Origin of the sequence: Streptomyces sp. NPDC058086 (genome assembly GCF_042885015.1) — a bacterium.
Lineage (GTDB): Bacteria > Actinomycetota > Actinomycetes > Streptomycetales > Streptomycetaceae > Streptomyces.
In genome coordinates, this window is sequence record NZ_JBHVST010000096.1 from 1 (window position 1) to 19,385 (window position 19,385).

Annotated in this window: 17 protein-coding genes; 10 read left to right on the forward strand and 7 right to left on the reverse strand. The window is 69.3% G+C overall.

What is annotated here, in order from left to right; all coding sequences use genetic code 11:
* Window positions 1–108, forward strand: a 108-nt coding sequence (locus ACFVWD_RS44770) for a transposase (protein ID WP_389603910.1), incomplete at its 5' end; no start/stop codon positions are given.
* 71 nt (window positions 109–179) lie between these two features.
* Entirely contained in the window at window positions 180–719 is a 540-nt protein-coding gene (locus tag ACFVWD_RS44775) for a cysteine hydrolase family protein (RefSeq protein ID WP_389603866.1), read from the forward strand.
* A 224-nt stretch (window positions 720–943) separates the two neighbouring features.
* On the opposite strand, the gene ACFVWD_RS44780 is transcribed toward ACFVWD_RS44775, so the two are convergent.
* A complete protein-coding gene (locus tag ACFVWD_RS44780; RefSeq protein ID WP_168501554.1) occupies window positions 944–1,936 on the reverse strand; it encodes a LacI family DNA-binding transcriptional regulator in 993 nt (330 codons plus the stop codon).
* Between the two features lie 283 nt (window positions 1,937–2,219).
* Between ACFVWD_RS44780 and ACFVWD_RS44785 the strand changes: the two genes are divergently transcribed.
* The 5 genes from ACFVWD_RS44785 (at window position 2,220) to ACFVWD_RS44805 (ending at window position 9,878) form a co-directional block, all read left to right on the forward strand.
* Complete coding sequence (locus ACFVWD_RS44785; RefSeq protein ID WP_389603868.1) at window positions 2,220–3,143, forward strand: carbohydrate ABC transporter permease; 924 nt, start codon at window positions 2,220–2,222, stop codon at window positions 3,141–3,143.
* Window positions 3,144–3,147: 4 nt separating this feature from the next.
* Window positions 3,148–4,101, forward strand: coding sequence for a carbohydrate ABC transporter permease (locus tag ACFVWD_RS44790; RefSeq protein ID WP_389603870.1), 954 nt, complete (start codon window positions 3,148–3,150; stop codon window positions 4,099–4,101).
* 99 nt (window positions 4,102–4,200) lie between these two features.
* Window positions 4,201–5,541 (forward strand): ABC transporter substrate-binding protein, encoded by a 1,341-nt coding sequence (locus ACFVWD_RS44795; RefSeq protein ID WP_385368881.1) that lies wholly within the window; start codon window positions 4,201–4,203, stop codon window positions 5,539–5,541.
* Window positions 5,542–5,649: 108 nt separating this feature from the next.
* Window positions 5,650–7,710: a beta-galactosidase gene (locus tag ACFVWD_RS44800; RefSeq protein ID WP_389603872.1), complete on the forward strand. Its 2,061-nt coding sequence runs from the start codon at window positions 5,650–5,652 to the stop codon at window positions 7,708–7,710.
* A gap of 110 nt (window positions 7,711–7,820) precedes the next feature.
* Window positions 7,821–9,878, forward strand: a complete 2,058-nt coding sequence (locus ACFVWD_RS44805; RefSeq protein ID WP_389603874.1) for an RICIN domain-containing protein — start codon at window positions 7,821–7,823, stop codon at window positions 9,876–9,878.
* A 109-nt stretch (window positions 9,879–9,987) separates the two neighbouring features.
* Here ACFVWD_RS44805 and ACFVWD_RS44810 read toward each other — a convergent pair whose 3' ends face one another.
* The 4 genes from ACFVWD_RS44810 to ACFVWD_RS44825 all read right to left on the reverse strand — a co-directional run bounded on the left by ACFVWD_RS44810 (window position 9,988) and on the right by ACFVWD_RS44825 (window position 14,019).
* Window positions 9,988–10,635 (reverse strand): response regulator, encoded by a 648-nt coding sequence (locus ACFVWD_RS44810; RefSeq protein ID WP_389603876.1) that lies wholly within the window; start codon window positions 10,633–10,635, stop codon window positions 9,988–9,990.
* On the reverse strand, window positions 10,632–11,897 hold the full coding sequence (locus tag ACFVWD_RS44815) for a sensor histidine kinase (RefSeq protein ID WP_389603878.1): 1,266 nt from the start codon (window positions 11,895–11,897) through the stop codon (window positions 10,632–10,634). The genes ACFVWD_RS44810 and ACFVWD_RS44815 overlap by 4 nt, the downstream gene beginning before the upstream one ends.
* Before the next feature lie 137 nt (window positions 11,898–12,034).
* Complete coding sequence (locus ACFVWD_RS44820) at window positions 12,035–13,192, reverse strand: ABC transporter substrate-binding protein (RefSeq protein WP_389603880.1); 1,158 nt, start codon at window positions 13,190–13,192, stop codon at window positions 12,035–12,037.
* 197 nt (window positions 13,193–13,389) lie between these two features.
* Window positions 13,390–14,019, reverse strand: coding sequence for a DUF6629 family protein (locus ACFVWD_RS44825; RefSeq protein WP_389603882.1), 630 nt, complete (start codon window positions 14,017–14,019; stop codon window positions 13,390–13,392).
* 146 nt (window positions 14,020–14,165) lie between these two features.
* Here ACFVWD_RS44825 and ACFVWD_RS44830 point away from each other — a divergent pair, with 146 nt between their 5' ends.
* Window positions 14,166–14,339 (forward strand): hypothetical protein, encoded by a 174-nt coding sequence (locus tag ACFVWD_RS44830; RefSeq protein ID WP_389603883.1) that lies wholly within the window; start codon window positions 14,166–14,168, stop codon window positions 14,337–14,339.
* Window positions 14,340–14,370: 31 nt separating this feature from the next.
* Here ACFVWD_RS44830 and ACFVWD_RS44835 read toward each other — a convergent pair whose 3' ends face one another.
* Together ACFVWD_RS44835 and ACFVWD_RS44840 are read right to left on the reverse strand one after the other, a co-directional pair.
* Window positions 14,371–16,761, reverse strand: coding sequence for an ATP-binding cassette domain-containing protein (locus ACFVWD_RS44835; protein ID WP_389603885.1), 2,391 nt, complete (start codon window positions 16,759–16,761; stop codon window positions 14,371–14,373).
* A 209-nt stretch (window positions 16,762–16,970) separates the two neighbouring features.
* Window positions 16,971–17,891 (reverse strand): LysR family transcriptional regulator, encoded by a 921-nt coding sequence (locus tag ACFVWD_RS44840; protein WP_389603887.1) that lies wholly within the window; start codon window positions 17,889–17,891, stop codon window positions 16,971–16,973.
* Between the two features lie 80 nt (window positions 17,892–17,971).
* Here ACFVWD_RS44840 and ACFVWD_RS44845 point away from each other — a divergent pair, with 80 nt between their 5' ends.
* Both ACFVWD_RS44845 and ACFVWD_RS44850 read left to right on the forward strand, forming a co-directional pair.
* On the forward strand, window positions 17,972–18,898 hold the full coding sequence (locus tag ACFVWD_RS44845; RefSeq protein ID WP_389603889.1) for a DMT family transporter: 927 nt from the start codon (window positions 17,972–17,974) through the stop codon (window positions 18,896–18,898).
* Entirely contained in the window at window positions 18,868–19,365 is a 498-nt protein-coding gene (locus tag ACFVWD_RS44850; RefSeq protein WP_389603890.1) for a YbaK/EbsC family protein, read from the forward strand. The genes ACFVWD_RS44845 and ACFVWD_RS44850 overlap by 31 nt, the downstream gene beginning before the upstream one ends.
* Window positions 19,366–19,385: the final 20 nt, after the last annotated feature.

Sequence of the window (19,385 nt, forward strand, 5' to 3'; positions counted from 1 at the left end):
GGCATGGGCTCGGTGTTCTGGTCCCGCTCCTACTTCGCAGGCTCGTGCGGTGGCGCACCGCTCACGGTAATCCGTCAGTACATCGAGCAGCAGAATCGCCCGCTCTAAAGTGCAGGTCAGAGCAGTCTTAGGATGCATTCCCTCCCCGGCTGAAGCCGGGGATACCCTGCAAGATCACGATGGACGTCCAGCGCGACATCGTGGGCATCGCGGACGACGGCTCCGGATATCTGCCGCGTCTGCGCAGTGCGATCGACGGTGCCCGCGCGGCGGGTATCCCCGTGATCTACGTGGTCATCGAGTTACGGCCGGGCGATCCGGAAGTCAGCACTCGCAACAGGGTGCTCACCGCCGCAGTGCGGGCCGGCCTGTTCACCGAGGGCGACCCCGGCACCGAGATCCACCACGACATCGCGCCCCAGCAGGGCGACGTCGTGGTCACCAAGAGGCGTGGGAGCGCGTTCTCGGGCAGCGACTTCGACCTGGTACTCAGGGCTCGTGACATCGACAGCCTTGTTCTCACCGGCATCGCCACCAGCGGTGTGGTGCTGTCCACCCTGTGCCACGCGATCGATCTGGACTTCGACCTCACCGTCCTGGCGGATGCCTGCCTCGACACCGACCCCGAGGTGCACCGGATCCTCACCGAAAAGCTGTTCCCGCAGTGGGCGGATGTCGTCGCCGTCGAGGACTGGCTCAAGGCCATCGCACAGCGGTAGCGGGAGACCGTCCGGACCCTCGCGTGCGGGTCAGGACGGCCTGGCCGCCACCGGCCGTCGGCGGTCACGGAATCCCTGCCACTCGGTGCCACTCGGTCTCGCTCGGCTCTCGGCACAGGTGTCATGAAGGCGATCGCGATCATTCCATGCGGCCTTTGCCCACCGGCAGACGGTTCGAGCGCCGATCGACGCCGTCAACCGCCCCCACGACCCGGCAGGGAACCTCACGCATCCCCGGACGGCGGAGCCGTGCTCCCCCGCACCACCAGCTTCGTGGGGACGAGCGTGGTGCCGTGTTCCGGCCCGCCGTGGCGCATCCGCCGCAGGACACCCTCGACGCACAGGCGTCCCACCTCGGCGAAGTCCTGGTGGACCGTGGTCAGCGGCGGCAGGAAGGAGCCGGCCTCGGGGATGTCGTCGAAGCCGATGACGCTGACGTCGTCGGGGATCTTCCGGCCGCGTTCGTGCAGGGCCCGCAGGAGGCCCAGTGCCATCTGGTCGTTGGCGGCGAACACCGCCGTGCAGTCGCGCTCGTCGGCGAGCCGCAGGCCCGCGCGGTAGCCGGACTCCGCCGACCAGTCGCCGCGCACGAGAGGCGGCGGGACGCGGCCCGCCTCGGTCAGGGCGGCGTGCCAGGCATCGGTGCGGCGCTGCGCCGCGAAGGACTCCTCGGGCCCGGCCAGATGCCAGACCGTGCTGTGGCCGAGGTCCAGAAGGTGGCGTACGGCGGCCCGGGCTCCCCCGGCCTGGTCGGTGTCGACCACCGCGTAGCGGTCGCCCGCGTCCGAGTCGGCGACGACGACCTGCACATGCGGGGGCAGTGAGATGGTCGCCGCGTCGAGCAGATGCACCTCCATGATGGCGATGACGGCGTCGACGGCGAGTTCCCCGAGCCGGGAGAAGGCGCCGCGCACCTCGTCCTGGGTGGGCACGGCGACCGGCAGCAGCGTGACGGCGTAGCCCTCCTGCGCCGCGGAGGTCGCGATCGCCTCCAGGGTGCGCATGTTGCCCGTGGTGGAGAGGTTGAAGGTGATGACGCCGATGGTGCGGAACTCACCGCGCTTGAGGGCCCGGGCTGCGCTGTTGGGCCGGTAGCCCAGTTCCTTCATCGCCGCCAGCACCTGTTCACGGGTCTCCTCGTTCACACCCGCGTAACCGTTGGAGACGCGGGAGACCGTCTGCGAGGAGACCCCGGCCAGGCGTGCGACATCCGCCATGGACGCGGTCTGCGTGCGACCCACCGCCCGTTTTCCCTTGCGCCCGCGGGACCGTTCCGTCCCCGTCGAGGCACTGTCCGCAGTGTCCACCCGTCTCCTTTGTTGCCCGGGTCGCCGTTTCGTCAGACGACCCTTGACCACCGACATTGGCGCAGTGTAGACATGCCGCCATCAGATGTTTACGTAAACATAACAGCCCTCGACGCGAAGGGGGACGGCATGTTTACGTAAACATCGCGACGGCGTGAGACGCCGGTTCCGAGATGGACGAGCGAGGAACGACATGACGACGCTTCAACCCCCTGCGGCCGTGCCACGGCGCCCGGACCGGCCTCCGAAAAGGGACCGCCGCTCCTGGACAGGATGGGGGTTCATCGGCCCCTTCGCGGTGGTCTTCGCCTTCGTCTTCCTGGCTCCGATCGCCTATTCGATCTACCTCAGCCTCTTCCGCGACAAGCTCATCGGGGGAACGTCCTTCGTCGGCCTGGACAACTACAAGCAGGCTCTCCAGGACGACCAGTTCTGGTCCTCCTTGGAGCGGGTCTCACTGTTCCTGCTGATCCAGGTGCCGATCATGCTGGGGATCGCCCTGCTCGTCGCACTCGCGCTGGACAGCGGCCGTCTGTACGGCAGGAACTTCTTCCGGATCTCGATCTTCCTGCCGTACGCGGTGCCCGCCGTGGTCGCCACCCTGATGTGGGGCTTCATGTACGGCACCCGGTTCGGCCTGGTGGGTGACATCAACAGCGCCTTCGACGTCACCCTGCCCGACCCGCTCTCCGCGAACCTGGTCCTGGCGTCGATCGGCAACATCGTCACCTGGGAGTTCGTGGGCTACAACATGCTGATCTTCTACTCCGCGCTGCGGGTCATCCCGAACTCGCTGTACGAGGCCGCGGAGATCGACGGCGCCGGGCAGATCCGCATCATCTCGGCCATCAAGCTCCCCGCCATCCGCGGCGCCCTGGTCATCGCGACGATCTTCTCGATCATCGGCAGCTTCCAGCTCTTCAACGAGCCGAGCATCCTGCGGCCCCTGGCACGCAACGCCATCACGACGGACTACACCCCGAACTACTACACGTACTCACTGTCCTTCAACGGACAGCAGCACAACTACTCCGCGGCGGTCGCCATCATCATGGGGCTGATCACCATGGTCATCGCCTATGTCGTGCAGCTCCGCGGCATGCGCAAGGGAGCGTGACCCGATGAGCAGCACGAGCAGCCCCGTCACCACCGCCTCCCCGCCCCCGTCCGCCGAGTCCGGCGGTTCCAAGAACACGCCCCGACTGCGCACGCGACGCAAGCACACGCCCGGGCGCCCCAAGCGCAGCATTCTGCTGACCGTGCTCACCGGCCTGATCATGCTCTACACCGTGGTGCCCCTGGTGTGGCTGATCATCAGCGCCACCAAGACCCAGGACGGGCTCGCCACCTCGTCCGGCCTGTGGTTCAGCCACAAGTTCGCCCTCTGGGAAAACATCCACGACACGTTCACGTACCACGACGGCATCTTCGTCCGCTGGCTGCTGAACACCCTGCTGTACGTCGTGCTCGGCGCCGGCGGCGCGACCCTCCTGGCGATCCTGGGCGGCTACGCGCTGGCGAAGTTCAACTTCCCCGGAAAGCGCGCCGTCTTCGCCGTGGTCATCGGTGCCGTCGCTGTCCCGGGCACGGCCCTGGCGGTGCCCACCTTCCTGATGTTCAGCAAGATGGGACTGACGGACACGCCGTGGGCGGTGATCATCCCCTCACTCGTCTCGCCCTTCGGTCTGTACCTGATGTGGGTCTTCGCCACCGAGGCCATCCCCACCGAGCTGATGGAGGCCGCCCGCATCGACGGAGCGGGCGAGATCCGCACCTTCTTCCAGGTCGCCATGCCGCTGCTCGCCCCGGGCACCGTGACCGTCCTGCTGTTCACCACGGTCGCCACCTGGAACAACTACTTCCTGCCGCTGATCATGCTCAAGGACCCGAACTGGTACCCCCTGACCCTGGGCCTGGACGCCTGGAACTCCCAGGCCCAGACGATCGGTGGCGACGTGATCTTCAACCTGGTGATCACCGGTTCGCTGCTCACCATCGTGCCGCTGATCGCCGCGTTCCTGCTGCTGCAGAAGTACTGGCAGTCCGGGCTCGCCGCCGGAAGCGTCAAGGAATAGCCCGCCCTCAGGCCCCCACCCCCCGCAGCCTCACCTCTTTCACCCTCACCCTGTCCCACCCATAAGAAGTCCCGCCCACGAAGAAGTGGAAGCACCTCCATGCGCAGAACCACCGGCCGCCTGCTGCGCGGCTTCGCTCTCCTCTCCGTCCTCGCCCTGGGGGCGACCGCCTGCGGAGGCTCCGACGACAGCAGCTCGGGCCAGAAGGCGGTCTCCGCCGCGGACATCCAGGCTGCCCTCAAGAAGGGCGGCTCGGTCACGGTCTGGGCCTGGGAGCCCACGCTGAAGACGGTTGCCGCCGACTTCCAGAAGAAGTACCCCAAGGTCAAGATCAACCTCGTCAGCGACCGGTCCGGTGACAAGCACTACACCGCTCTGTCGAACGCCATCGCGGCCGGCAAGGGCGTCCCCGACGTCGCGCAGGTCGAGTACTTCGCGCTGAGTCAGTACTCCCTCACCAAGGGCCTCAGCGACCTGGCCCCCTACGGCGCCGACAAGCTCGCCGCCAAGTACACCCCGGGTCCGTGGAACGCCGTGAGCGAGGGTGACAAGGTCTACGGCCTGCCGATGGACTCCGGCCCCATGGCGATGTTCTACAACAAGAAGGTCTTCGACAAGTACAAGATCGCCGTCCCGACCACCTGGGACGAGTACGTCGACGCGGCCCGCAAGCTGCACAAGGCCGACCCCAAGGTCTACATCGCCAACGACGCCGGCGACGCGGGCTTCACCACCAGCATGCTGTGGCAGGCCGGTTCGCGCCCCTACAAGGTCGACGGCACCAAGGTGACGGTCAACTTCGAGGACGCGGGCGCCAAGAAGTACACCGACACCTGGCAGAAGCTCATCGACGAGAAGCTCGTCGCACCCATCAACGGCTGGACCGACGACTGGTACAAGGGCCTGGGCGACGGCACCATCGCCACCCTGACCACCGGCGCCTGGATGCCCGCCAACTTCGTCTCCGGCGTGCCGAACGCCTCCGGTGACTGGCGCGCGGCCCCGATGCCGCAGTGGACCAAGGGTGACAAGGCAAGCGCGGAGAACGGCGGCAGCTCCCTCGCTCTGCCCGCGCTGGGCAAGAACAAGGAACTCGCCTACGCGTTCGTCGAGTACGCCAACTCCGGCGACGGCGTGCAGACCCGCATCAAGCAGGGCGCCTTCCCGGCGACCAAGGCGGAGCTCCAGTCCACCGAGTTCCAGAACACCAAGTTCGACTACTTCGGCGGCCAGGAGGCCAACAAGATCTTCGCCGAGTCCGCCGCCAACGTCGCCAGCGACTGGTCGTACCTGCCCTTCCAGCAGTACGCCAACTCGATCTTCAACGACACCGTCGGCAAGGCCTACATCTCCGGCACCAAGCTGGCCGACGGCCTGAAGAGCTGGCAGGACGCCTCCATCAAGTACGGCAACGAGCAGGGCTTCACCGTCTCGAAGTAACCGGCATTCCCCTCGGGAGCCGCCGCTGAGCAGCAGGCGCTCAGCGGCGGCCGCCCGGAAGCAACCACGCACCTCGCGCCACCCCGTGCAGTAACCGGAAGGACCACCATGATCTCCACCCTCCTGTCCCAGTTGCGGCACGGGCCGGACGGTGATTCCACCCCCCGCCTCGCCTACGGCGCCGACTACAACCCGGAGCAGTGGCCACGCGAGGTGTGGGAGGAGGACATCCGGCTGATGCGGGAGGCGGGCGTCAACATCGTCTCCGTGGCGATCTTCTCCTGGGCCCGTATCCAGCCCGCCGAGAACGAGTGGGACTTCGGCTGGCTCGACGAGGTCATGGACCTGCTGCACGCGGGGGGCATCGGGGTCGACCTGGCCACCGCCACCGCCTCCCCGCCGCCCTGGCTCAGCACGGCGTACCCGGAGATCCTTCCGGTCACCGCCTCCGGCGAGACACTGTGGCCCGGGGCGCGCCAGCACTGGCGTCCCACCTCGCCCGTCTTCCGCGAGCACGCGCTGCGCCTGGTGCGCAAGATGGCCGAGCGGTACGCGAACCATCCCGCGCTGGTCGCCTGGCACGTCTCCAACGAGCTGGGCTGCCACAACGTCTACGACTACTCCGACGACGCCGCCCGCGCCTTCCGCGACTGGCTGCGCTCCCGCTACACCACCCTCGACGCTCTCAACCACGCCTGGGGAACGGCGTTCTGGTCCCAGCGCTACAGCGACTGGGAGCAGATCCTGCCGCCCCGGCTGGCCGCGTCCCACCCGAACCCCACCCAGCAGCTGGACTTCAAGCGTTTCTCCTCCGACGTGCTGAAGGACCATCTGCGCGCGGAGCGGGACGTGCTGCGCGAGCTCACGCCCGACGTTCCGGTCACCACCAACTTCATGGTGATGGGCAACACCAAGGGCATGAACTACGCGGACTGGGCCGCCGAGATCGACTTCGTCTCCAACGACCACTACGTGGTGCCCGGCCCGCAGGACCGCGACGAGCTGTCCTTCTCCGCCAACCTCGTCAGCGGCATCGCCGGTGGCCGTCCGTGGTTCCTCATGGAACACTCCACCAGCGCCGTCAACTGGCAGCCGATCAACGTGGCCAAGCGGCCGGGCGACCTCGCCCGTGACTCGCTGGTGCACGTCGCCCACGGCGCCGACGCGGTGTGCTTCTTCCAGTGGCGCCAGTCGGCGGCAGGCGCCGAGAAGTACCACTCGGCGATGGTGCCGCACGCCGGAGCCGACAGCGAGGTCTTCCGCGCGGTGGCCGGCCTCGGACAGACCCTCAAGACCCTCGCTCCGGTCGCCGGGACCGAGCGTGAGCCGGCCCGGGTCGGGATCGTCTTCGACTGGGACTCGTGGTGGGCGAGCGAGCAGGACTCCCACCCCACCGCCCAGCTCAGCTACCGGCAGGAGGCGCTGGACTGGTACTCCGCGCTTCTCGCCCTCGGCATCCGGGCCGACGTCGTCACCACGCAGTCCGAACTCGACCGCTACCAGGTCCTGATCACGCCGGTGCTGCACGTCATGCCCGCCCCGCTCGCCAAGGAGCTCACCCGGTACGCCGAGAACGGCGGCCACCTGGTCACCACGTACTTCTCCGGTGTCGTCGACGAGAACGATCACATCTGGCTCGGCGGCTACCCGGGCGCCCTGCGCGAGCTGCTCGGCATCCGCATCGAGGAGTTCGGCCCGCTGCTCGACGCCGAGACGGTCGACGTCGACCTGGACGGCGTGGACGGTGCCGCCACCGGCACCCTGTGGACCGATCGGATCAGCGTCACCGACCCCGCGGTGGAGGTGCTGGCCCACTACCGTGGCGGCACGTACGCCGACCGCCCCGCCGTCACCCGGCGTCCGACGGGCCAGGGCTCGGCCGCGTACGTCTCCACCCGGCTCGGCACGGACGGTCTCACCGCCCTGCTGCCCAAGCTGCTCGACCCGGCCGGTGTGCGCAGTGAGCTGCCGGACGACGCGCGGGGAAGCGTCGAGCTGATCGTGCGCCGGAGCGCGGACAGCCGCTATCTGTTCCTGGTCAACCGGACCGACGAGACGGTGCCGCTGACCGGACTCACCGGAGACCTGCTGGTCGGCCGTACGGACGACGACGGCACCGTCGTCCTCTCCCCCCGGGATGTCGCCGTACTGCGGCAGCCCGCCCTCTGACGGCCCTCGAACAGCGAGCACGGCCCCCCGTTCGAGGGTTGAGCCGGCGTGTCCCCACCCGGGGGCACGCCGGTCCATCGCAGCGACCACCTACGAGTTGGGAGCACACGTTGGCACGCCGTACCCGCACAAGACGGCTTCTGGGAACCATCGCAGGCACCGCACTGGCCACCGGCGCAGCCCTGGTCACCGCCCCGCCGACGAGCGCGGAGACCGCGCCGGCGGCAGCCGCGTCCGTGACCGTCCGGCCGGATCCCTCGTACAAGGAGCAGAGCTTCGAGGGCTGGGGTACCAGCCTTGTCTGGTTCGCCAACGCCACCGGCAACTACCCGGCGCCGATCCGCGAGAAGCTCGCCAAGCTCCTGTTCGGCGACGACGGCCTCAACCTCAACATCGCCCGCTACAACATCGGCGGCGGCAACGCCCCCGACGTCAAGAACTACCTGCGGGCCGGCGGAGCGGTCGAGGGCTGGTGGAAGGCCCCGGACGGCACCACCCGTACGGACACCGACTGGTGGAGCGCCGACGACGCGGCCGACTGGAACCCGAACGCCGACGCCACCCAGCGCTGGTGGGTGGACCGGATCAAGAAGGACATCACCCACTGGGAGACGTTCAGCAACTCGCCGCCCTGGTTCATGACCACCAGCGGCTATGTCTCCGGCGGCTTCAACTCCTCCGCCGACCAGCTCAAGGCCGACTCCGTCGACGACTTCGCCGCCTATCTGGCGGGCGCGACCAAGCGGCTGGAGAAGGCGAGCGGCATCAAGGTCGACACCCTCGACCCGTTCAACGAGCCGAACACCAACTACTGGGGTACGCGTCTGGGAGCGGACGGGCAGCCGGTCGGCGGCCGCCAGGAGGGCGCGCACATCGGCCCCGAGCTCCAGCAGCAGGTGATCCGCGCTCTGGCCCCCGCTCTCAAGAAGGCGAAGACCGGCACGAAGATCTCCGCGATGGACGAGACGAACCCCAGCCTCTTCACGCAGAACTGGAACACGTACCCCCAGGACGTGCGTGACCTGGTCGGCCAGTTGAACGTCCACACCTACGGAACGGGTGGCCGTACCAGCGTGCGCGACCTGGCCAAGGCGGCGGACAAGCCGCTGTGGATGAGCGAGGTCGAGGGCGACTGGGGCGACGGCCAGAGCTTCACGGACATGCGGCCGGGCCTCGGTCTTGCCCAGCAGATGGTCGACGACCTGCGCGAACTCGAGCCCAGGGCCTGGGTGTTCTGGCAGCGGGTCGAGGACTACGACAACATGAAGCCGGGCGGTGAGTCCGCCAAGGGCGGCAACTGGGGCAGCATCCAGCTCCCGTTCAGCTGCACCTCCGCGGACACCCTCGCGACCTGCCCCATCCACACGAACACGAAGTTCGACACCGCCCGCAACTTCACCCACTACATCAAGCCGGGCGACCGGCTGATCAAGACCGACGACACGTCCAGCGCCGCCGCGGTCTCCAAGAGCGGCAACGGGGCGACCGTCGTCCACGTCAACAGCACCACCAGTGCGCGTACGGTCACCATCGACCTGTCCAGGTTCGGCCACATCGCGCGGGGCGCGACGGTGACTCCCGTGGTGACCAGCGCCGACGGCAAGCTGGCACGCCAGACCCCCGTCGCGGTCACCGACCGCCGGGCCACCTTCACCGTTCCCGCCCAGTCCGTGACCTCCTTCGTCGTCAAGGGCGTGTCGGGCGTGGCCAAGGACGCCGCTGTGCTGAAGAAGGGCCACACCTACTCCCTGACCGGCGTCCAGAGCGGCAAGGCGCTCACCGTCACGGACGACGGCGGCAAGCTCGTCATCAAGACGGCCGGCACGGACGCGGCGACGGTCACCGGCCAGCGGTGGCAGCTGCGACAGATCAGCGGCCAGACCGGCAACCGGCAGCGGTACGTGTTCACCAACCCGGTGGAGGGCAAGCGGCTGGCCGTACGCGACGGCGCCCCGGTCCTGGAGGCGGACACCGGCCCTCGTGACGCGGCCACGCAGTGGATCATGTCGACGACCGGTGACGGCACCTGGACCCTCGTCAACGCCGCCACCGGAAGGCTCCTGGAAGTGGGCGGCCAGGCCACCGCCGACGGATCCGCCGTCACGATCTGGACGCCCAACTCCGGCTCCAACCAACGGTGGACGGTGTCCGACGTGACCGGCTCCTAGCCCTGCGGCGACATCCGTCTCCGTGCCCGCCCGTGACGCTCCGGGCGGACACGGAGACGGATGCCTCGTCGGCCGCGTGAACTGCCTTGCAATGCCAATTCCTTGTGTGTCAGGTGAGTTCGAGCAGTCCCCTGCGCACGGCCTCCGACACTGCCGCCGCCCGGTTGTCGACCTTGAGTTTGCGATAGACGCGCACGAGGTGGGTCTTGACCGTGGCCTCGCTGAGGTACAGCGCCTCGGCGATGGCCCGGTTGCTGCGCCCCGCGGCCAGCAGCCGGACGACCTCGATCTCGCGATGGCTCAAGTCCTGGTCCGGGTTGACCACTTGGCCGACGAGTTCGCCGACGACCTCCGCGGCGAGTCCCATGGAGCCCGCCGCCGCGGTGCGCACCGCCTGGAACAGTTCCTCCGGCGGCCCCGCCTTGAGTACGTAGCCGCGCGCACCCGCTTCCAACGCGCGGACGACATCGGCTCGTCCGGCGTAGCTGGTCAGCATCACCACCGCCACACCGGGCGCCTGGGCGCCGAGCCGACGGGCCGCCTCGACGCCGTCGATCCTGTGGCCGGGTCCGGCGAACCGCAGATCCATCAGCACGACGTCCGGGACCAACCGGGCACCCAGACGGACCGCTTCCTCGCCGCTGCCCGCCTCCGCGATCACGTCGATGTCGGTTTCGCCTTCCAGCAGGGCCCGCAGTCCGGCGCGTACGACGGTGTGGTCGTCGGCGATCAGCACGCGCAGCGGTGCGGCGTTCATCGGACGGTCGCCGGTGTGAACGACGGCTCGACCGGCCGCGGCCGGGACCGCGCGGACACCGAGGCACGGATCCTGGTACCCCGGCCGGGTGCGCTGCTGACGTCGAGGTCGCCCCCGCACTCACGCAGGCGCGCCCGAGCGGCCGGAAGGCCGAATCCGCGGTCCGTCCGGACGGCGCCTGGCGAGCGCTCGCCCGCGAACGTGTCGGCCGGGTCGAAACCGACTCCGTCGTCGCTCACTTCGAGTTCGACACGATCGGGGTGCCGGTGGAAGGTGACCAGTACGTTCACCGCGTGGGCGTGTTCGCGTACGTTCGCCAGGGCGTTCTGGGCGATTCGGAACAGGGTGGTGGCGGCCTGGTCGTCGAGGACGGGCTGATGCGTTCCGAGCGAGCGGAACCGCACCCGGGCCGCGGCACCTTCCTGACGCGAACGGTCGCACAGCAGCCGCAGCGCGCCTTCGAGGCCGGCCTCGGCGACGGTGGTCGGGGTCAGGTCCCGGATCATCCGGCGGGTCTCGGCGAGGTTGCCGTCCAGGCCGTCGGCCACGGCACGGACACGGGTCCGCGTCACCTCCGGCCGCGCGTCCCAGTCGCGCTCGGCCGCCTGGAGCAGCATCAGGCTGCCTGCGAGTTCCTGGGCCAGGGTGTCGTGCAGATCGCGGGCGATGCGGGTGCGTTCGGCCAGCACGCCCGCCTGGCGTTGCTGCCGCGCGAGCGTGTCCCGGGTGTCCCGCAGTTCCTCGACGAGGCGCTGGCGGATCGCGGCGTCCCGCTGCTGGCCCCGGTAGAGGGCGACGGTTCCCCAGACGGCCGCCACCGGAACGAGGACGACCTCCGGGTCGAACCGGCCCGTGGACTGGACGAGCGCGTCGACGAGCACGAAGGTGATCACGGCGACCGAGACCATCGCGGAGCGGCGGCCGAGCACGCGCAGGGCCGCGCAGGCCAGCGGGACGGCACACCAGACGTAGGCCGTCGTCAGTGGTGACGGCGCGAGGAAGACGAGGGCGGTCCACAGCAGGATCAGCAGCGGGATCCAGAGGTGCCGGCCGAGCGGGCCGAGCCGGTCCCAGTAGGCGAACCCGCCCGCGTACGCCACGGCCAGCAGCCCACTGACGGTCACGATGTACCAGCACAGGGGTATCTCGAGTTGGGCGAGGCGCACGAGTCCGGCGCCCACGACGAGGAAGAAGGCGAGGTGCGAAACGTGTTCCAGGGTGGGCCGGTTGCCGCGAGGGGTCAGTGGAGCGCGGTCGGGCACGGCAGATCCCCTTGGGCGGACTGATCCAGTCGGACAGGGCGTCCGAGTCTATCCGTCACCTGTAGGGCCGATGTGAAGAGCGGGACTGCCGGTCTCCGTACCGACCGGAGTACGGAGACCAGCGACGCCACCAGCGGTTACGCCCCCGGGTGCAGGCCGGGTCGGCCCGGCGTGGGGTCGCCCTTCACCTCGCCGAAGTAGAGGGCGAAGGTCTGCTTCCAGCGCTCGACGGCCGCGCGGTCGGCCATGAAACGGGGGAAGCCGTCGATGTGGGCGTCGGGGTACTCCCAGATCGGCTTCAGACCGGCCGCGGGCGTGACGTCGGTCCGTACCGACCAGCCGTTGAAGGACGCCTGCTGCTGGGTGGTGGACAGCTGCCAGTTGAGGTACAGCTTGGCGGCCGTCGGGTTCCTGGCCTGCTTGAGGACGGCGGCGCGCTGACCCCAGGCCATGAAGGGGTGTCCGTCGGCGACGACCCACTTCGCGGGAGAGGTGGCCGGGGAGGTCAGCGTGCCCGCCGTGCCGATGCCGATCGCCTTCTGCTTGCCGAAGACGGCGTCCCCCGGGGAGTTGCTGCCGCGGGCGAACCGCACGTCCTGCCGGGCGAGCGCGGCCACCCAGTCCCAGCCGTACTTCTGCGCGTACAGGCTGTAGAGGTAGAGGACCGCGTCGTCGTCGTGCGGGTACGACGAGGCGATCTTCCCCTGCCACTTCGGGTCGACCAGGTCGAGCGGGGTCTTCGGGGCGTCCGCGCCGACCGCGGCGACGTCGTACAGGAAGCTGAAGCCGATCGCGCCGATGGCGACCCAGGCGCCGTGCGGGTCCTTGAAGCCGTCGTACACCTGGGAGAATCCGGCCGGCTTGTACGGCAGCAGGCGGCCCTGCTCCTTCCAGCGGGTGAAGTCCTGGAGCGTCTGAAGTTGTACGACGTCGGGGACCAGGGTGTCGGTGGCGAACTGGTTGTCGACGCGGACGTCGTGGTACTTGCTGTAGTCCACGATGAGCTTCAGGTCGATGTCCGGGAAGCGCTTGAGGAAGGCGGCCTTGGTGCCGTCCTGCTGTGTCGGGGTGTCTCCGCCGGCGTAGATGACGAGCTTGCCGCCGTCCGCCAGGGCGGCCCGGTACAGCTCGTCGAGCGTCCTGGTCTCCTCGGCTCCGCCGGCCCGCCGGGACCCGGCGGGCGAGGCAGCGGCGGCGGGGCCGGCCGCGGCGCCGAACGCTCCGAGGCCGAGGGCCGCGGCGCCTGCGCCTGCTCCGGTGGCAAGTACGCGTCGTCTGCTGAGGAAACTGGACACTCTGTGGGCCTCTCTGATGGGGGGTGAGGACCTCGGCGGGAAGGAACGCGGCGCCATGGTCAGTGGCGATTCTGGCGCCGTGGCGTGACCCCGCGCGTCGTCCGTACGGAGCGGAGGACGCGCGGGCGGTGGAACCCGCGTTCAACCGATCGGTTGAACGACGTCAACGGCCGTGCGGGCCGCGCACGACGTGTCTGTCAGCGCCCCGTGTCCGGCCCGATGTGGCGCCGACGCACCCAGCCGAACAGCGCCACCGAACCCACCGCCGCGAACGCGCACCAGGTCGACACGAACTCCAGCTCCCACAGCACCCAGCAGGTCAGCGCGCCCGTGCCCATCAGCACCCCGAGCAGCAGAAGCCCACGGTCACCGGAGAGCAGGAGCGAGCCGACAGTGGCCAGGAGGTAGCCGGCGACGAGTAGTTCAGGATGGTCCAGATGCACGAAGTAGCCGAGGGTGTGGCCGCGAACCTCCGCTCGCACGGGACGGGTCACGAGGGCGTACGCGAGTGCGGCGGCGGTCGCGAGGCCGATCGCCAGGGGGACCGTCAGCCTGCCCCGGGCGTGATGGGGCGCCGCCCACATCACTCCGGCCGGGACCCACACCGCGAGCAGAGGCAGCGCGATGACGGCCCAGGCGACGGTGGCGGGGCCCGTGCCCCCGCCGGAGTCCCAGACCACGGACTCCACGATCTGATGTGCCCCGAGGATCAACGGCAGCGCGGCCAGCGGCAGGTCACGGGCCCGCCGCACCCGCGCCACACAGGCCACCCCGACCGCGGCGATCCCGACACCGGCGGCCAGGTCGGCCGTCGCACTCCAACACATCGCGTCACCAGGGGGTCAGCAGTCATGTGATTACACCCTTACGCCGACCACGGTAGTGCCGCCGCCGACCGGACTCATAGAGGCCACCCGCCCATGCGGGGTCGAGCGGGACCGGCGGCACCGAAAATGGGTGTTACGGAGTTGCCATGCCCCCGCAGATGAAACTCACGGCGATCACACTCGACTGCGCCGGTCCAGAGACACCGGCCGCGTTCTATCAGCAAGCCACCGGGCTTGAGCTTCACCCCAAGTCCAACGGTGACTTCGCCGAACGGCGTCAGGCTCCGGCCGGGCATCCCTTCTGTCTGATCAGGGGCTGACGTCGAGAACACCGTCGAGCGAGGGCCGGCGTCAGGTGGCGACGTAGGTCGCGAGGTGCTTGCCGGTGAGGGTGGAGCGGGCTGCGACGAGGTCGGCGGGGGTGCCCTCGAAGACAAGTCGGCCGCCGTCGTGGCCGGCGCCGGGGCCGAGGTCGATGATCCAGTCGGCGTGCGCCATGACCGCCTGGTGGTGCTCGACGACGATGACCGACTTGCCGGCGTCGACGAGCCGGTCGAGCAGACCGAGCAGCTGCTCGACGTCGGCGAGATGAAGACCGGCGGTCGGTTCGTCGAGGACGTAGACGCCGCCCTTGTCCGCCATGTGGGTGGCCAGCTTGAGCCGCTGTCGCTCGCCGCCGGAGAGGGTGGTGAGGGGCTGACCGAGGGTCAGGTAGCCGAGGCCGACGTCGGCGAGCCGGGTCAGGAACCTGTGCGCGGCCGGCGTCGCCGCCTCGCCGGCGCCGAAGAACTCCTCGGCCTCGGTCACCGACATCGCGAGCACCTCGCTGATGTCGCGGCCGCCGAGGTGGTAGTCGAGCACCGATGCCTGGAACCGCTTCCCCTCGCACTCCTCGCAGGTGGTGGCGACGCCGGCCATCATCGCCAGGTCGGTGTAGATGACGCCGGCGCCGTTGCAGGTGGGGCAGGCGCCCTCGGAGTTGGCGCTGAACAGGGCCGGTTTCACGCCGTTGGCCTTGGCGAACGCCTTGCGGATCGGGTCGAGCAGTCCGGTGTACGTCGCCGGGTTGCTGCGTCGCGAGCCGCGGATCGCGCCTTGGTCGACCGACACCACGCCCTCGCCGGCCGGGATCGACCCGTGCACGAGCGAGCTCTTGCCGGAGCCGGCGACGCCGGTGACGACGGCAAGCACCCCGAGCGGGATGTCGACGTCGACGCCCTGCAGGTTGTGCGTCCTCGCGCCGCGGATCTCCAGCGTGCCGGTGGGCTTGCGCACGGTCTCCTTGACGACGGCCCGGTCGTCGAAATGGCGGCCGGTGATGGTGCCTCCGCTCCGCAGCCCCTCGACGGTGCCCTCGAAGCAGACGGTGCCGCCCGCCGTACCGGCGCCGGGGCCGAGGTCGACGACATGGTCGGCGATCGCGATCGTCTCCGGCTTGTGCTCCACGACGAGCACCGTGTTGCCCTTGTCCCGCAGCCGCAGCAGCAGGTCGTTCATCCGCTGGATGTCATGCGGGTGCAGGCCGATGGTGGGCTCGTCGAAGACGTAGGTGACGTCGGTGAGGGAGGAGCCGAGGTGGCGGATCATCTTGACGCGCTGTGCCTCGCCGCCGGACAGCGTGCCCGCCGGCCGGTCGAGCGAGAGGTAGCCGAGCCCGATCTCCACGAACGAGTCGAGGGTCTGCTGCAGCGCGGTGAGCAGCGGGGCCACCGACGGCTCGTCGAGACCGCGGACCCACTCGGCCAGGTCGCTGATCTGCATCGCGCAGGCGTCGGCGATGCTGATCCGCTTGATCTTCGACGACCGGGCCCCTTCGTTGAGCCGGGTGCCGTCGCACTCGGGGCAGGTGGTGAAGGTGACCGCCCGGTCCACGAACTCCCGGATGTGCGGCTGCATGCCCTCCCGGTCCTTGGCGAGCATCGACTTCTGGATCCGCGGGACCAGTCCCTCGTAGGTCATGTTGATGCCCGCGATCTTCATCCGGGTCGGCTCGCGGTGGAGGAAGTCGTGCAGTTCCTTCTTGGTGAACTTGCGGATCGGCTTGTCCGGGTCGAAGAAGCCCGACTCGCTGTAGAGCCGTGAGTTCCAGCCGCCCCCCGTGTAGCCGGGGACGGTGATCGCGCCCTCGGAGAGCGACTTGGAGTCGTCGTAGAGCTGGGTGAGGTCGAGGTCGGAGACCGAGCCACGGCCCTCACAGCGCGGGCACATGCCGCCGGTGATGCTGAAGCTGCGGCGCTCCTTCACGGTCTGTCCGCCGCGCTCCATGGTGACCGCGCCGGCTCCGCTGATCGAGGCGACGTTGAAGGAGAACGCCTTGGGCGAGCCGATGTGCGGCTTGCCGAGCCGGCTGAAGAGGATGCGCAGCATCGCGTTGGCGTCGGTGGCGGTGCCGACGGTGGAGCGGGGGTCGGCGCCCAGCCGCTGCTGGTCGACGGTGATCACGGTGGTGAGCCCGTCGAGGACGTCGACCTCGGGCCGCGCCAGTGTCGGCATGAAGCCCTGCACGAAGGCGCTGTACGTCTCGTTGATCAGCCGCTGCGACTCCGCCGCGATCGTGTTGAACACCAGCGAGCTCTTGCCCGAGCCGGACACGCCGGTGAACACCGTCAGGCGGCGCTTCGGGATCTCGATGCTGACGTCCTTGAGATTGTTCTCGCGTGCGCCGTGCACGCGGATCAGGTCGTGGCTGTCGGCAACGTGCGGCGCAGGCGACTGCGTGTCCGTCCTCGGGGCCATGCTCATCGTGTCTCCATCTGTCGAGTGGGCCGCCTTCGCGGACTCCGTCGGCGTCGCCTGGCTGGATCCGACCAGCCCCGAGGGTAACGTCAGGTCTTCCTGTGTCGGGGCGTGGATCGCGATGTCCACGGACGTCACGGTAGCCGCGGCTCACTGACGGGCGCTTCTCGAATCCTGACCGGTCCGGTCAGCTGCTTCGACGCGCACGACGGCGTTCATGCCGGAACCGCGCCGCCGTCCCGCCGCTGGATCGTCACCGCTGCCCGGTGGAGTTCGGTGAGCACCGTTCGTACGGCTCTTCGTGCGGCACGTTCGGGGCGGTGGAGCACGTCGATGTGGCGTCGGGTGTGCACGCCGCTGAGAGGTCTGAGGACGAGTGCCGGGTGTGGGCGCGTGGTCCAGCGGGGCATGAGGGCCAGGCCCCCTCCGGCGGCGACGGCTTCGGCGACCACCGAGAATTCGTTGATGCGATGGACGATGTCGAGCCGGCGGTTCGCGGCGCTCGCGATGGCGTCGATGGTGGCCATGAGCGGGAACCCGTCGTGCACGGTGATCCAGGGTTGGTCCGCGACGTCGCGCGGGGTCAGACGTCGTTTGGCGGTCAGTGGGTGGCCGGCCGGCAGGGCGATGTCCAGCGGTTCACGCAGCAGCGTGTCGGCGGTGACCGTGGCCGGCCACGGCGGCGCCTGGTCGAGACGGTGGGCGAGTACGAGGTCGTAGTCCCGGGTCAGTCCGGGGAAGTGGTCCTGCGCGACGTCCTCGTCGGCGAGCGAGAGCCGTGGGCGTCCAGGTCCTGCCTGGCCGAGCAGCAGGAGCGGGAAGAACGCGGAGGCCGCGCTGTGGAAGGCCGCCATCGATACGCCCGCGTCCGGCTGGTCGACGAACTCGTCGATCGCGTGGCGTGCCGTGGCCATCGCGGTCTCCACCTCGATCGCGGCACGGGCCAGGGCTTGCCCGGCATCGGTGAGTACCAGCCGCCGGCCGTCGCGTTCGGTGAGAGGGACGGGGATCGAGCGTTGCAACAGCCGCAGCTGTTGGGAGATCGCCGAGGGTGTCATCAGCAACGCCTCGGCGGTGGCGGTCACGCTTCCCGACTCGCCGAGCTCCCGCAAGATCTGCAACTGCCGTTCGTTCACCTGCTCAGTGTAGTGATGCTTCAGGATTGCTGAAGAACATCGTTCTTGGCTTCAAGGTGAGAACAGTGCAGCGTAGGGGCGTGTTCCACACTCGCCGCACTGACGCAGTGCTTCTGCTTGTCGCCATCGTCTGGGGCTCCAGCTACCTGGCCGCGAAGACGGCCACCCATGCCCTGCCGGTCCTGGTGGTGCTGTTCGCGCGGTACGCGATCTCCGCGATCGCCTGCCTCGCCCTCGTCGCCGCCCGCCGCCGGAAGGAGCGCTGCACGCGGGAAGAAATACGTGTCGGGGCTGTGCTGGGGGTCACTCAGGCCGCTGTCCTGATTCTGGAGACGTACGGTGTCGCGCACACCAGCGCGGCCAACGCCGGCCTGATCATCAGCCTCACCATCGTGCTCACCCCACTGCTGGACCGCACGACGGACAACGGACGGCTGCCTCCGCGCTTCTTCGCCGCCACGGGTGTGTGTCTGGTGGCCGTCGCACTGCTCATGTCCGGCAGCGGCTTCCACACTCCCGGGATCGGCGACCTGCTGATGCTCGCCGCCGCGGTGGTGCGCGCGGCGCATGTCGCGCTCGTGGGGCGGCTCACGCAGGGCCGCGTCGTGCGGCCGTTGCAGCTCACGGCCGTCCAGACGGCTGTCGGCTCGGCGCTGTTCGTGGTGCCCGCCGCGAGCGCCCTACCGACGCTGACTCGGGTCGATGCCGCGGTCTGGGGCCAGCTCGCGTATCTCGCCCTGTTCTGCAGCGTGTTCGCCTTCCTCGCCCAGACCTGGGCGGTGCAGAACAGCTCTGCCAGCCGGGCCAGTCTGCTGCTGGGCACCGAACCGGTCTGGGCGGTCGTGGTCGGCGTCTGTCTCGGCGGCGAAGGGTTCACCGTCCTCACCGGCCTCGGCGCCGCACTCATGGTCACCGGAACGTACTGGGGGCAGTACATCGAACGCACCCACCGCACCATCCACATCAAGGAGTCCCCATGCCGGACAACGGCACCTACGAGCGTCTGATCAGCCTGCTCGACAGCACCGCGACCGCGTACGAACTCATGGACCACGAACCGGAAGGCACCACCGAGACGGTCAGCGCACTGCGCGGGCACCCGGTGTCCGAGGCCGCGAAGTGCCTCGTCCTGTTGGTCAAGGTCGACCGGCGGGTCACTCGCCACGTGCTCGCGGTCGTCCCGGGGGACCGGCGTGTGGACCTCAACGCCATCCGCACGCTGTTCGCGGCCCGCTACGTCGGATTCTGCGACGCGGCCACCGCGGAGCGACTGGCCCATGCCGTCCCAGGTACCGTTCTGCCCTTCAGCTTCGACCCCGCACTCGAACTCGTCGCGGATCCGGACGTCGTCGCGCGACCGTGTCTCTACTTCAACGCCGCTCGCCTTGATCGCTCGCTGGCCATGTCCGGGGCGGACTACGCCAGGCTCGCCGAGCCACGTGTCGAACGCATCGCCGGTCCGGGCTCGGACTGAGCAAGAGAGCCCCGGCTCCG

Bases quoted from the DNA above. Each gene is read 5' to 3' on its own strand.
- ACFVWD_RS44830 (WP_389603883.1), top strand. From the start codon at position 14,166: ATGCCCCCGCAGATGAAACTCACGGCGATCACACTCGACTGCGCCGGT.
- ACFVWD_RS44795 (WP_385368881.1), top strand. From the start codon at position 4,201: ATGCGCAGAACCACCGGCCGCCTGCTGCGCGGCTTCGCTCTCCTCTCC.
- ACFVWD_RS44800 (WP_389603872.1), top strand. From the start codon at position 5,650: ATGATCTCCACCCTCCTGTCCCAGTTGCGGCACGGGCCGGACGGTGAT.
- ACFVWD_RS44775 (WP_389603866.1), top strand. From the start codon at position 180: ATGGACGTCCAGCGCGACATCGTGGGCATCGCGGACGACGGCTCCGGA.
- ACFVWD_RS44810 (WP_389603876.1), bottom strand. From the start codon at position 10,635: ATGAACGCCGCACCGCTGCGCGTGCTGATCGCCGACGACCACACCGTC.
- ACFVWD_RS44835 (WP_389603885.1), bottom strand. From the start codon at position 16,761: ATGAGCATGGCCCCGAGGACGGACACGCAGTCGCCTGCGCCGCACGTT.
- ACFVWD_RS44850 (WP_389603890.1), top strand. From the start codon at position 18,868: ATGCCGGACAACGGCACCTACGAGCGTCTGATCAGCCTGCTCGACAGC.
- ACFVWD_RS44785 (WP_389603868.1), top strand. From the start codon at position 2,220: ATGACGACGCTTCAACCCCCTGCGGCCGTGCCACGGCGCCCGGACCGG.
- ACFVWD_RS44825 (WP_389603882.1), bottom strand. From the start codon at position 14,019: ATGTGTTGGAGTGCGACGGCCGACCTGGCCGCCGGTGTCGGGATCGCC.
- ACFVWD_RS44790 (WP_389603870.1), top strand. From the start codon at position 3,148: ATGAGCAGCACGAGCAGCCCCGTCACCACCGCCTCCCCGCCCCCGTCC.
- ACFVWD_RS44780 (WP_168501554.1), bottom strand. From the start codon at position 1,936: ATGGCGGATGTCGCACGCCTGGCCGGGGTCTCCTCGCAGACGGTCTCC.